The 13,401-nt window shown below is 71.9% G+C and carries 10 protein-coding genes; 6 read left to right on the top strand and 4 right to left on the bottom strand.

The genetic code is table 11. From position 1 onward, the window contains the following. Positions 1–98 precede the first annotated feature (98 nt). From IC607_RS06505 to IC607_RS06485, 5 genes are read left to right on the top strand one after another with little or no spacing between them, the layout of a single operon-like run. Complete coding sequence (locus IC607_RS06505) at positions 99–1,553, top strand: GuaB1 family IMP dehydrogenase-related protein (protein ID WP_191786261.1); 1,455 nt, start codon at positions 99–101, stop codon at positions 1,551–1,553. 5 nt (positions 1,554–1,558) lie between these two features. Continuing rightward, positions 1,559–2,248, top strand: a complete 690-nt coding sequence (locus IC607_RS06500) for a type 1 glutamine amidotransferase (RefSeq protein WP_191786259.1) — start codon at positions 1,559–1,561, stop codon at positions 2,246–2,248. Beyond that, positions 2,245–2,919 (top strand): CoA pyrophosphatase, encoded by a 675-nt coding sequence (locus IC607_RS06495; protein WP_225224566.1) that lies wholly within the window; start codon positions 2,245–2,247, stop codon positions 2,917–2,919. Before IC607_RS06500 ends, IC607_RS06495 begins: the two co-directional genes overlap by 4 nt. Continuing rightward, positions 2,916–3,797 (top strand): aminoglycoside phosphotransferase family protein, encoded by an 882-nt coding sequence (locus IC607_RS06490; protein ID WP_370526052.1) that lies wholly within the window; start codon positions 2,916–2,918, stop codon positions 3,795–3,797. The genes IC607_RS06495 and IC607_RS06490 overlap by 4 nt, the downstream gene beginning before the upstream one ends. Before the next feature lie 26 nt (positions 3,798–3,823). Continuing rightward, positions 3,824–4,636, top strand: coding sequence for an alpha/beta fold hydrolase (locus IC607_RS06485; protein ID WP_191786257.1), 813 nt, complete (start codon positions 3,824–3,826; stop codon positions 4,634–4,636). Positions 4,637–4,706: 70 nt separating this feature from the next. On the opposite strand, the gene acnA is transcribed toward IC607_RS06485, so the two are convergent. Both acnA and IC607_RS06475 read right to left on the bottom strand, forming a co-directional pair. Beyond that, positions 4,707–7,466, bottom strand: a complete 2,760-nt coding sequence (acnA, locus tag IC607_RS06480) for an aconitate hydratase AcnA (RefSeq protein WP_191786255.1) — start codon at positions 7,464–7,466, stop codon at positions 4,707–4,709. Positions 7,467–7,605: 139 nt separating this feature from the next. Beyond that, entirely contained in the window at positions 7,606–7,773 is a 168-nt protein-coding gene (locus IC607_RS06475; protein WP_191786253.1) for a translation initiation factor 2, read from the bottom strand. 245 nt (positions 7,774–8,018) lie between these two features. Between IC607_RS06475 and IC607_RS06470 the strand changes: the two genes are divergently transcribed. Further along, the gene (locus IC607_RS06470; RefSeq protein ID WP_191786251.1) at positions 8,019–10,073 is read left to right on the top strand and encodes a hypothetical protein; all 2,055 of its coding nucleotides are present in this window, start codon (positions 8,019–8,021) and stop codon (positions 10,071–10,073) included. 37 nt (positions 10,074–10,110) lie between these two features. Here IC607_RS06470 and IC607_RS06465 read toward each other — a convergent pair whose 3' ends face one another. Both IC607_RS06465 and IC607_RS06460 read right to left on the bottom strand, forming a co-directional pair. Next, positions 10,111–11,340, bottom strand: coding sequence for a class I SAM-dependent RNA methyltransferase (locus tag IC607_RS06465; RefSeq protein WP_191786249.1), 1,230 nt, complete (start codon positions 11,338–11,340; stop codon positions 10,111–10,113). A 1-nt stretch (position 11,341) separates the two neighbouring features. Continuing rightward, positions 11,342–13,345 (bottom strand): APC family permease, encoded by a 2,004-nt coding sequence (locus tag IC607_RS06460; RefSeq protein WP_191786248.1) that lies wholly within the window; start codon positions 13,343–13,345, stop codon positions 11,342–11,344. Positions 13,346–13,401: the final 56 nt, after the last annotated feature.

The raw sequence follows: 13,401 nt of genomic DNA, 5'->3' as shown, positions 1-13,401 counted from the left end.
ACCCGCGGTCGCGCCAGGGCGGGGTGAGCCTCGTGACGGTCCTGTGCAGAGCCCTCGCGCCCGCGAGCCTCTATCATTGATCGGAAAGGGGAACACCCATGCGCTTCCTGCCCGGCCACCAGGCCACCTCCGACCTCACCTACGGCGACGTCTTCCTCGTCCCGTCGCGTTCCGAGGTCACCTCCCGCTTCGACGTCGATCTGTCGTCCGTCGACGGCACCGGCACCACCGTCCCGCTCGTCGTGGCCAACATGACGGCCGTCGCCGGCCGACGGATGGCCGAGACGATCGCCCGTCGCGGCGGCATCGCGGTCATCCCGCAGGACATCCCCACCGAGGTGGTGGCGGACGTCGTGTCGTCGGTGAAGGCCAAGAGCCCGGTCGTCGAGACAGCTGTCGTCGTGGCGCCGCACGACACCGTGCACACCGCCCTGACCCTGATCGGCAAGCGCGCGCACGGCGCCGCGGTGGTCGTGACCGACGGGCGTCCCGTCGGCGTCGTGACCGAGGCCGACTGCCAGGGCGTCGACCGCTTCACGCAGGTCGCCGACGTCATGACGGCGGACCCGACGACCATCGACGCGGACGTGCTCGAGGGCAGCGGCCCGCGCGGCCTGGAGGAGGCGTTCGAGCGTCTGCACGCCTCGCGTCGCCGCTTCTCCCCCGTGGTCCGCGACGGCGCGCTCGTCGGCGTGCTGACCCGCGTGGGCGCGCTGCGCTCATCCATCTACGAGCCCGCGCTCGACGCGTCGGGCCGCCTGCGTGTGGCCGCCGCCGTGGGGATCAACGGTGACGTCAAGGCCAAGGCCGCCGAGCTCCTCGAGGCCGGCATCGACGTGATCGTCGTCGACACCGCGCACGGCCACCAGCGCAAGATGCTCGACGCGCTGGCGTCGGTGCGCGCGCTGGACCCGCAGGTCCCGGTCGTCGCCGGCAACGTGGTGAGCGCCGAGGGCACACGCGACCTCATCGAGGCCGGTGCGGACATCGTCAAGGTCGGCGTCGGCCCCGGCGCCATGTGCACCACGCGCATGATGACGGCCGTCGGCCGCCCGCAGTTCTCCGCGGTCCTCGAGTGCGCCGCCGAGGCCCGCCGGCTCGGCAAGCACGTCTGGGCCGACGGCGGCGTGCGCCACCCGCGCGACGTCGCGCTCGCCCTGGCGGCCGGCGCGTCGCAGGTCATGGTCGGGTCGTGGTTCGCAGGCACCTACGAGTCGCCCGGCGACCTGCACGACGATGGCAGCGGCCGGCTCTACAAGGAGTCGTTCGGCATGGCGTCCGCGCGTGCCGTCGCCAACCGCACCCGCGGTGGTTCGGCGTTCGACCGGGCCCGCAAGGCGCTGTACGAGGAGGGCATCAGCTCCTCGCGCATGTACCTGGACCCGAAGCGTCCGGGCGTCGAGGACCTCGTCGACCACATCACCGCGGGCGTCCGCTCGGCCGCCACGTACGTGGGCGCCACGACGCTCGACGAGCTGCACGAGCGTGCTGTCGTTGGGATCCAGAGCGCGGCCGGCTACGAAGAGGGCCGCCCGCTGCCTGACGGCTGGTGACCGGCATGCGTCCCGTCCTGATCCTCACGCACGCCCCGCACGAGGGCCCGGGGCTCATCGCCCCGGCCCTCGACGCGCCGGTGCGCGTGCGCACGGTCGTCTCCTCGGACGCACCCGACCTGCCAGCGCTCGACGAGATCTCCGGGCTGGTCGTCATGGGCGGTGCGATGGACGCCGACGACGACCGTTTCCCCGGGCTGGCCGCCGAGCGCGACCTGATCGCCCGTGCCGTCGAGGCCGACGTGCCCGTGCTCGGCATCTGCCTGGGCATGCAGCTCGTCGGCCTCGCGCTGGGCGGCGAGCTGTCGCGCCGGCACGGCACGGAGATCGGCTTCGCGCCGGTCGACGTGGTGGCCGAGGACCCGGCCCTGTCGGTCCTCGGCGAGCAGCCGACCGTCCTGCACTGGCACGACGACGCCGTCTCGCTCCCGCCGGGCGCGACGCTCCTGGCCTCCACGTCGACGACGCCCGTCCAGGCGTTCCGCCTCGGCTCGGCGCTCGCGCTGCAGTTCCATCCCGAGCTGGAGCCCGGGATGCTCGACCTGTGGCTGTCGACGCCCGAGATGACCGAACGGCTCGGCGAGGACGAGATCGAGGCGATCCGCGCTGACGGCGCCAAGTACCTTCCCGACCTGGCGCCCGCAGCGCGTGCGTTCGTCGGTGCGTTCGCTACGCAGGTGCGGGCGCGCGGTTGACCTCGTCTGCCGACGCCCGGTCCGGCCTCGTCGAGCTGTGCCGGCGGGGCATCGACTGGCGCCTTGACCCGTCGCGGATGATCACGCTCGGGACGGCGAGCCGGCCCGCGGCGGTGCTCGTGCTGTTCGGGCGCCTGGACGCGACGCCCGCAACTGCCGGTGCGGCGGCGGTGCCGGCAGACCTCGACGTGCTGCTGCAGCGCAGGGCGTCCACGCTCGGGCACCACGCGGGGCAGGTCGCGTTCCCGGGCGGTCGCCTGGAGCCGTCCGACGACGGACCGGTCGCTGCGGCCCTGCGGGAGGCGACCGAGGAGGTGGGGCTCGACGTCGCCGGCGTGGACGTCCTCGGCACGCTTGCTCCCCTGCCGGTCCCGGTGAGCAACCACCTGGTGACGCCCGTCCCGGCCTGGTGGGCGCGTCCCTCGCAGGTCGCGGCCGTCGACCACGCCGAGACAGTCGAGGTCTTCCGCCTGCCGGTGGCCGACCTGCTCGACCCGGCCAACCGGGCGAGCGTCGCCCACTCGCGCTCGGGCGCGACCGTGCGGACCCCCGCGTTCGTCGTCGACGGCACGCTGGTGTGGGGCTTCACGGCCATCGTGCTGTCCCGGATGTTCGAGGCGCTCGGCTGGGCACTCCCGTGGGACACCCACCGCCTCGTGGAGGTCTCGTGACCCACCCCATGATCGAGGTGATGCTCGACGAGGCCCTCGTGCGCGCGCTGCTGCGCGACCAGCACCCTGACCTCGCGGACCTGCCGGTAACCCTCGTCGGGACGGGGTGGGACAACGCGACGTGGCGGCTCGGCGAGCACCTGGCGCTGCGCCTCCCCGTCCGCGAGGCGGCCGCCCACCTGGTGGAGCACGAGCAGCAGGCGCTGCCCGTGCTCGCGCCCCGGCTTCCGGTCGACGTGCCTGCGCCCGTCCGGGTCGGAGCGCCGGGCGCAGGCTTCCCGTGGACCTGGAGCGTCGTGCCGTGGTTCGACGCCGTCCCCGCGTGGGCGGTGCCGGTAGCCGCGCGGACCGCGTGGGCGGAGCACCTCGCCGACGTCTTCGTCGCGCTGCACACCCCGGCGCCCGACGACGCCCCGGACAACCCGGTGCGGGGCGACGACATCCGCACGCGCCGCGAACCGCTGCACGAACGCCTGGCGACGCAGCGCCAGCCCGCGGCCGCGCGCATCGCAGCACGGTTCGACGAGCTCGCGGCTGCTCCTGCCTGGGACGGGCCGCCCACGTGGATCCACGGTGACCCGCACCCCGCCAACCTCCTTGTGCACGACGATGGGCTGCGTGCCGTGATCGACTTCGGTGACGTGACGTCGGGCGACCCGGCGTGCGACCTGGCCACGGCGTGGCTGACGTTCGACGAGGCCGGTCGTGCGCTGTTCCGGGCCCGCGTGGATGCCGGCAGCGGCTGGGACGCGGCGACCTGGCAACGCGCGCAGGCGTGGGCGTTGCACCTCGCGGTCGCGATGCAGGCGCATCCCGAGCAGTACCCGCAGATGCTCGCGATCGGCCGGCACGGGCTCGAGCAGGCCCTCGCCCCCTGACGGCCCGAGGCCGTAGCCTCACGCCCATGACCGTTCTCGACGTGGACCTGCCCGACGGCCGCACGCTGCGGGTGCACGACAGCGGCGACGACGGACCAGCGCTCGTCTGGCACCACGGCTCCCCGCAGACGGGCGCGTTGCTCGCACCGGTCCTCGAGGCCGCCCGGGCGCGCGGACTGCGCCTGCTGTCCTACGGCCGTCCCAGCTACGGCGGGTCCACCCCGCACCCGGGACGCGACGTCGCGTCCGCTGCGAGCGACGTCGCACACGTGCTCGATGCCCTCGACATCGACTCCGCCGCGCACGCCGGCGCGTCCGGTGGTGGCCCGCACGCGCTCGCGTGCGCCGCGTTGCTCCCCGACAAAACCACGGGCGTCGTGTCGCTGGCGGGGCTCGCGCCGTTCGTCGACGGCTTCGACTGGGCGGCCGGGATGGCGTCCGACGCCACGCTCCGCGCGGGTGCGGCCGGGCGCGGCGTGCGGGCCGCGACACCGGAGGGCGGTGTCGAGGCGTTCACGGCCGCCGACTGGGCGACGCTGTCCGGGGCATGGGCGCCGCTCGGAGAGGATGCACAACGAGCTTCGGGGCAAGGGCTCGACGGGATCGTCGACGACGACGTCGCGTTCGCCCACCCGTGGGGCTTCGACCCCGCGTCGATCACCGTGCCCGTGCTCCTGGTGCACGGGTCGCTGGACCGTGTCGTGCCGCCGCAGCACAGCGCGTGGCTGCTCGAGCACCTGCCCGCCGCCGAGCTCTGGACCCGCCCTCGCGACAGCCACGTCTCCGTCCTCGAGGCCCTGCCCGTCGCGCTGGACTGGCTCGTCGCCGCGACGTCGTGAGTTCGCCCCAGCCCTGACACACCGCGAGCCCGGTCCTGGTGTCAGGACCGGGCTCGCGTCGTCGTGCTGGTCAGGCCTGCGCGACCTGGCGCAGCACGTACTGCAGGATGCCGCCGTTGCGGTAGTAGTCCGCCTCACCGGGGGTGTCGATGCGCAGGACCGCGTCGAACTCGACGACCGAGCCGTCCTCCTTGGTCGCCTTCACGGCCAGGGTGCGCGGCGTGGTGCCCTCGTTGAGCGCCGTGACGCCCGCGATGTCGAACGTCTCGGTGCCGTCCAGGCCCAGGGAGTCGGCCGACTCGCCCTCGGGGAACTGCAGCGGCAGCACCCCCATCCCGATGAGGTTGGAGCGGTGGATCCGCTCGAAGCTCTCGGTGATGACGGCCTTGACGCCCAGCAGGCTGGTGCCCTTGGCGGCCCAGTCGCGCGACGAGCCGGAGCCGTACTCCTTGCCGCCGAGGACGACGAGCGGGATGCCGGCGGCCTGGTACGCCTGCGACGCGTCGTAGATCGACGTCTGCTCGCCGGTCAGCAGGTTCTTGGTGAACCCGCCCTCGACACCGGGGACCAGCTGGTTGCGCAGGCGGATGTTGGCGAACGTGCCGCGGATCATGACCTCGTGGTTCCCGCGGCGCGAGCCGTAGGAGTTGTAGTCACGACGCTCGACGCCGTTCTCGGCGAGATACAGGCCGGCGGGGCTGTCGGCCTTGATCGAGCCGGCGGGGCTGATGTGGTCGGTGGTGACCGAGTCGCCCAGCTTGGCCAGCACGCGGGCACCCGTGAAGTCGACCACGGGCGCGGGCTCGGCCTGCATGCCCTCGAAGTACGGGGGCTTGCGGACGTAGGTGGAGTCGGCGTCCCACTCGAACGTGTCGCCCTCGGGGGTCTGCAGCGCGCGCCACCGCTCGTCGCCCGTGAAGACGTCGGCGTAGTCCTTGGTGAACATCGCCCGGTCGATCGACGCGTCGATGGTCGCCTGGACCTCCTCCGGGGACGGCCAGATGTCCGCCAGGAAGATGGGCTGACCGGCCTCGTCGCGACCCAGCGGGTCGGACTCGAAGTCGAAGTCCATCGTCCCGGCCAGCGCGTACGCGATGACCAGCGGCGGGGACGCCAGGTAGTTCATCTTCACGTCGGGGTTGATGCGCCCCTCGAAGTTGCGGTTGCCGGACAGCACCGCGGCGACGGCCAGGTCGTGCTCGTTGACGACGGCCGAGACCTGGTCGTCGAGCGGGCCCGAGTTGCCGATGCACGTGGCGCAGCCGTAGCCGACCAGGTGGAAGCCCAGCTTCTCGAGGTACGGCCACAGGCCGGCCTTCTCGTAGTAGTTGGTCACGACCTGCGAGCCGGGCGCCATGGACGTCTTGACCCACGGCTTGGCGACGAGACCCTTCTCGACGGCCTTCTTCGCGACCAGGGCCGCGGCGATCATGACCGACGGGTTGGACGTGTTGGTGCACGACGTGATCGACGCGATCGCGACGGCTCCGTGGAAGAGCTCGAACTGGCGGCCGTCGGCGTCCGTGACCGGGTAGGTGCGCTCGGCCGCCGACGTGATCGCCGGCGAGTCAGACGCCGGGAACGACTCACGCTCCGCCTCGTCGACGCCCGTGGCGAACTCCGGCGCGTAGGTGGGCAGGTCGCGCTGGAACTGCTCCTTGGCCCGCGACAGCTCGATGCGGTCCTGGGGACGCTTGGGGCCGGCGATCGACGGGACGACCGTCGACAGGTCGAGCTCGAGGTACTCCGAGAACACCGGCTGCACGTAACCGTCGGCGCTCGGGTCGAGCCACATGCCCTGCTCCTTGGCGTAGGCCTCGACCAGCGCGAGCTGCTCGTCGGACCGGCCCGTGAGACGCAGGTAGTCGATCGTGACCGAGTCGATCGGGAAGATCGCGCAGGTGGAGCCGAACTCGGGGCTCATGTTGCCGATCGTGGCGCGGTTGGCCAGCGGCACCGCCGCGACGCCCTCGCCGTAGAACTCGACGAACTTGCCGACGACGCCGTGCTGGCGCAGCTTCTGCGTGATGGTCAGCACGACGTCCGTGGCGGTGACGCCCGCGGGGATGTTGCCGGTCAGCTTGAAGCCGACGACGCGCGGGATGAGCATCGAGACCGGCTGGCCGAGCATCGCGGCCTCTGCCTCGATGCCGCCGACACCCCAGCCCAGCACGCCCAGGCCGTTGACCATCGTCGTGTGCGAGTCGGTACCGACGCAGGTGTCGGGGTACGCCTTGCCGTCGCGGACCATGATGCCGCGGGCCAGGTACTCGATGTTGACCTGGTGCACGATGCCCGTGCCCGGGGGGACGACCTTGAAGTCGTCGAACGCCGTCTGGCCCCAGCGCAGGAACTGGTAGCGCTCGCGGTTGCGCTGGTACTCCAGCTCGACGTTGCGCTCGAACGCATCGGCGCGGCCGGCGACGTCGATCTGGACCGAGTGGTCGATGACCATCTCGGCCGGCGCGAGGGGGTTGATGCGGGTCGCGTCGCCGCCGAGCTCGACGACGGCCTCACGCATGGTGGCGAGGTCGACGACGCAGGGCACACCGGTGAAGTCCTGCATGATCACGCGCGCGGGCGTGAACTGGATCTCGGTGTCGGGCTGGGCGTCGGGGTCCCACGTCGCGAGCGCGTTGATGTGGTCGGCGGTGATGTTGGCGCCGTCCTCGGTGCGCAGCAGGTTCTCCGCGAGCACCTTGAGGCTGAAGGGAAGACGCTCGAGGCCGGGCACGGCCGCCAGGCGGTAGACCTCGTACGAGGCGTCACCTACCTCGAGGGTTCCCTTGGATCCGAAGCTGTCGACAGTGCTCACGCAGGACTCCTTCATCGGGGCGAGTCGGCCGGGAGCGTGTGGGGGCCCGGCTCGAGACGATGCGGGACCAGCCTAGTGGTCGCACCGAAGTATCTTGACATCAAGATACATCACCATGCACGTCGCCCGCGACCCCGCGTGCCGGGGAGTCGGGCTACTTCGCGTCGCGCGCCTCGTCGGCGGCGTGCTGCGCCTTGCGCTCGGCCTCGACCGCCCGCTGCTGAGCGCGCGGGTCGTAGTCCGGCGTGCCGGACTTGAACAGCTCCTGGGTGGCCGTCCGCTTCGCCTCGGCCAGCTTCTCCTGCGTGCTCTCGTCGCTCACGACACTCTCCTCTCGTCGGCGGGCCGTCCTGCCCCACCCACGCTAGGACGCCCGTGCACGCCGCGCGACATGTCGGCGCCGGGTGATCTGCCCGACTTGTCGCGTAACCTGTCCGCGCACCGAGGCAACCACGACATCGGAGGACGGGCGTGATCCGCAGACAGCACAGCCGGCGGACCCAGGGGGCGACGAACGATCGTCTCCTGCGTCGAGCACCACGAGCACTCGCTGCAACCCTGGGGGCGGTGCTCGTCGCGGGGCTGGCGACCGTCGTCGCAGCCCCCGCCCACGCCGCCACCACGGTGACGATCTCCGGATCGGTGAAGGACGAGCAGGGCCACCCGGTCTCCGCGACCGTCCAGTACTACTCGTGGGTCTCGAACGCGTCGATCGACGCGACCACGAAGGCCGACGGCTCCTTCACCATCAGCGGTGCCACGCCGGGCAAGAGCGACCTGACGGCCGCCCCCGTCGTCGACGACCACGTGCTGGCGAGCGCGACCTGGGACGGCACGAAGAGCGTCGAGGGCTATGGCGCGTCGTTCACGGTCCCGAGCACCTCCGTGTCGGGTGTCGACCTCGTCCTCCCGCCCGCGACCGGCATCCTCGGCACGGCGACCGACCTGGCAGGCAACCCGCTGCCCAACATCGGCTGGACCGTGCTGGAGTGGCGCCCGCAGGAGCAGGACTGGTACCCGCCGCAGATGGGTCCGCTCATCACCGACGAGAAGGGGCAGATGTGGTGGCGCACGGAGGTCGGCAAGACCTACCGCCTGTGCTTCATGGACGACTTCTACGTCGACGACGACTGGGTCCCCTCCCAGCGATACGCCGACAGGTGCTGGGACGACGAGGCGACGCAGGACACGGCCACGGACATCACCGTCACGGCGACGAACCGGCGCCAGGAGCTCACCGTCGCCCTGACGCCGGCCGGAAAGTCCCTCGTGCCGGGCACGCCGTGGGTGACGGGCTCGGCAGCCGTCGGCGGCGTGCTCACGGTGGACCCCGGCACCTGGATCCCCGGCGACACCGCGCTCACCTACCAGTGGGGCACCTGGGAGGGTTCGACGCGGGTCGACTTCCCCGGCGCGACGGGACGGACCTATTCCCCGACGGCCGCGCAGGCCGGTGACTCGATCTTCGTCGTCGTGACCGGCACGCGAGCGGGCTACAAGACCACGTCGCAGTACGGGTACGCCGGCACCGTCGGCCGGCCCTCCCCCACGCTGTCCGCCCCTCTGACGATCTCCGGGACACCCACGGTCGGCTCGACGCTCCAGGTGAAGTACGGCATGGTCACGCCGGCGACGGACAACCCCGCGATGTTCACCTGGTACGTCGACGGCCGTGCCACGAACCAGGGCATGTCCTCGGGTGACACCAGCTACGTGGTCGCTCCCGGTGACGTCGGCAAGCGGATCAGCGTGCACATGACGGTCTCCGGCTCGTCGGGCTACAACGAGCTCCACGCGGCGGCCTCGACCGTCGTCACCGGGACCCTGACCGCCCCCAAGCCGACGATCTCCGGCACCCTCGCGGTGGGCAGCACGCTGACGGCGAAGCCCGGCACGTGGGGGCCCGCTCCGGTGACGCTGGCCTACCAGTGGTACCGCGCGGGCTCCAAGATCACGGGCGCGACGGCGAGCACCTACAAGCTCACCGCGTCGGACCAGGCCAAGACGCTCACGGTCCACGTCATCGGGACCAAGACCGGCTACGCGAGGGCCGAGACCTACTCGTCGCCGACCACCGCGATCCAGGGCGTCCTGACGGCTCCCACACCCACCATCAGCGGGACGCGTGCCGTGGGGAGCAAGCTCACCGCCGTGCCTGGCACCTGGGGGCCGTCACCCGTGACGCTGAAGTACCAGTGGTACCGGTCCGGCACGGCGATCTCGGGAGCGACGGCCAGCACCTACACGCCGACCACGTCCGACCGGGCCAAGACGCTCACGGTCCACGTCACCGGGTCGAAGTCCGGGTTCGTGACCGCCGTGCGCGGCTCGGCCGCCACCGCGGCGATCCTCGGCAAGCTCACGACGAAGACGCCGACGATCAGCGGCACCGCGAAGGTGGGTCAGACGCTCAAGGCCACGGCCGGGACGTGGGGGCCGTCGCCCGTCACGCTCACCTACCAGTGGTACCGCGGCTCGACGGCGATCAGCGGCGCGAAGTCGTCGTCGTACAAGCTGGTCACCGCCGACAAGGGCGCGACGATCAAGGTGCGCGTCACCGGGACCAAGACCGGGTACCTCACCGCCTCGACGTACTCGGCGGCGAGCGCGAAGGTCGGCTGACCCGCGCCTGACGGGCGCCCACGCACGTGGGCGCCCGTCAGCGCGTCAGGACCGCGACGGCCTCGAGGTGGTGGGTCATCGGGAACAGGTCGTGCCCGACGAGGGAGGCCACGGAGTAGCCGCCGGCGCCGAACGTCGCCAGGTCGCGCGCGAGCGCGGCCGGGTCGCACGCGACGTACACCACGCGCTCGGGCCGCAGGTCCAGGATCCCGTCCACGACCGCGCGCCCGGCACCCGTCCGGGGCGGGTCCAGCACCACGACGTCGGCGTGCACCACGTCGGAGTCCGCGTCGTCGCGGCCGGTCAGGACGCGGGCCACGTCCCCGGCGTGCAGCTCGACGTTCGAGCGGTCGTGCAGATTGCGGCGCGCGTCCTTGACCGCGCGCTCGTCACCCTCGACCGACACGACCTCGCCCGAATCGCCCACCGCGTCGGCCAGCGGTGCCGTGAACAGGCCCGCGCCCGAGTAGAGGTCCAGCACGGCCGCACCGTCGACGTCGCCCACGCCGGCCAGGACGGCGTCGACGAGCACACCGGGCGCCTCGCGGTGGACCTGCCAGAACCCGGCCGCGGCGACCCGGTAGACGCGGTCCCCGACGCGCTCACGCACCGACGTGCGGGCGTTCGGGCGCGGGTCGACGCGACTGCGGCGCACGTCGTAGGGCACGCCGTCGAGCAGCACGATCGGGTCGTCCCCACCCGCTGGGGCGATCGCCTCGATGTGCGTACCGGCCGGCCACCGCCGGCCGAACAGGTCCAGGTTCTCGATGGCGGGTGACGCGAGCGGCATCGACTCCATGGCGTGCACCTCGTGCGAGCGGTGACCGCGCATGCCGGCACGGCCCTCGGCGTCCGCCACCAGGTCGATCCGCGTGCGCCAGCCCAGCCCGCCCCGCTCGTCGTCGCCGGGTGCGCCGAGCACGGCGACGTCCAGGTCCAGCTTCGCCAGCCGGCGCAGCTGCTCGTCGAGCACGGCCGTCTTCCACGCCCGCTGCGCGGGCAGCGCGACGTGCGCGAGCTCTCCCCCGCCGACGCCGCCGGGTCCGGCCTGCGGCCACGCGGACGGCACGCGGTCGGGCGACGCGTCCAGCACCTCGACCGCGTCCGCCCGCCAGAACTTCGCGTCGGGTGCCGCGTCCGTCAACCGCGCGAGCACGCGCTCCCCCGGCAGCGTGTGCCTCACGAAGACGACGCGGCCCTCGTACCGCGCCACGCAGTGACCGCCGTGGGCGATCGGGCCGATCTCGAGCTCTACGAGCTGGGACATGTCAGAAGCCACGCTTCACCGGTCCTCGCACGGGGTCCTCGAGGCCCGTCTGCCCCTCGGTCGACGACAACTGCCACGGCACGGACGCCACGACGACGCCGGGTGTGAACAGCAGACGTCCCTTGAGCCGGAGCGCGCTCTGGTTGTGCAGCAGCTGCTCCCACCAGTGCCCCACCACGTACTCGGGGATGTAGACGACCACCAGGTCGCGCGGGCTCTCCCGGCGGATCGAGCGGACGTAGGTGAGCACGGGACGCGTGATCTCCCGGAACGGGGAGTCGAGGATCCGCAGCGGGACCGGGAGGTCCATCGCGTCCCACTGGGTGCGCAGGTCGGCGACGTCGTCCGGGTCGACGCCCACGGTCACCGCCTCCAGCACGCTGGGTCGCGACGCGCGGGCGTACGCGAGCGCGCGCATCGTCGGGCGGTGCAGGTGCGAGACGAGCACGATGGCGTGCACACGGCTGGGCAGCGCGCGCGCCGCCTCCGCGTCCACGCCCAGCGCGAGCTCCTTGCGGACCGTCTCGTAGTGCTTGTGGATGGCTCGCATGATCACGAAGACCACGATCATCGCGATGATCGCGATGTAGGCGCCGTGCGTGAACTTGGTCAGCAGGACGACGATCAGCACGGTCCCCGTCATGACGAACCCGATCGAGTTCACGACGCGGGCACGCAGCATCTGCGACCGGCGGCCCGACTCAGTCTCGGTCCGCAGCTCTCTCGTCCAGTGCCGCACCATGCCGAGCTGGCTGAGGGTGAACGAGACGAACACGCCGACGATGTAGAGCTGGATCAGGCGCGTGACCTCGGCGTCGAACGCCCAGATCAGCACGATCGCCACCGCAGCGAGCGTCACGATGCCGTTGGAGTACGCCAGCCGGTCGCCGCGCGTGTGGAGCTGGCGCGGCAGGTAGCCGTCACGGGCCAGGATCGAGCCGAGCACCGGGAAGCCGTTGAACGCGGTGTTGGCGGCGAGAACCAGGATCAGGCCGGTCACCACGGCCACCAGGACGGACAGTGCGGGGACGCCCTCGAAGACCGCCGACGAGAGCTGGCTGATCACGGGGTGCTGGACGTACGTGTCCCCCACGGGGACGCCGTCGCGCAGCAGCTGGGTGGCGGGGTCGTCCGCGAACCGGATCCCTGTCGCCCGGCCGAGGAACAGGATCGCCAGGATCATGGTGATGGAGATGCCGCCCAGAAGGGCGAGCGTGGTCGCGGCGTTCTTCGACTTCGGCTTGCGGAACGCCGGGACCCCGTTGCTGATGGCCTCGACGCCCGTCAGCGCAGCACAGCCGGAGGCGAAGGCCCGCAGGATCAGGAAGAAGCCAGCGAGTCCCACCAGGCCCTGGCTGTACGCGGGCTCCGCCACGATGTCGAGGTCGGAGCTCTCGGCCATCGGCAGGTTGCCCGTCGCGTAGCGCACGGCACCGAACACGGCGATGAGGCCGATGGCGAACATGAACAGGTAGACGGGGATCGCGAAGGCCGAGCCCGACTCCTTCACGCCACGGAGGTTGGCGACGGTCAGCAGGATCACAAGGCCGACGGCGAACGCCGCCTCGTGCCCCCGCAGGGCCGGGAAGGCTGTCGCCGCGTACTGCGCCCCCGAGGAGATGGAGACGGCCACCGTCAGGACGTAGTCGACGAGCAGCGCGCTCGCGACCGTCACACCAGCCGTCGGGCCGAGGTTGACCGTCGCGACCTCGTAGTCGCCACCACCCGAGGGGTACGCACGCACGTTCTGGCGGTAGGAGGCCACCACGGTGATCATCACGAGTGCGACGGCGAGACCGACCCACGGGGAGATCACGAGCGCACTGAGGCCCGCCATCGAGAGCGTGAGCAGGATCTCGTCCGGCGCGTACGCCACGGACGAGAGCGCGTCCGACGCGAACACGGGCAGCGCGATGCGCTTGGGCAGCAACGAGTGGCCGGCGTTCTCGCTGCGGACCGGCCGTCCGATCAGCAAGCGCTTGGCGGCATCCGAGAGGTCCGACACGAGTGTGATCGTAGGCCCGGACGGCCGGCTGCACGCACCGGCGTCCGGTGGGATAG

This window comes from Cellulomonas sp. JH27-2 (assembly GCF_014837175.1).
Classification (GTDB): Bacteria; Actinomycetota; Actinomycetes; order Actinomycetales; family Cellulomonadaceae; genus Cellulomonas.
Note: the sequence above shows the minus strand (reverse complement) of the source record. Positions and strands in the feature narration are given on the sequence as shown.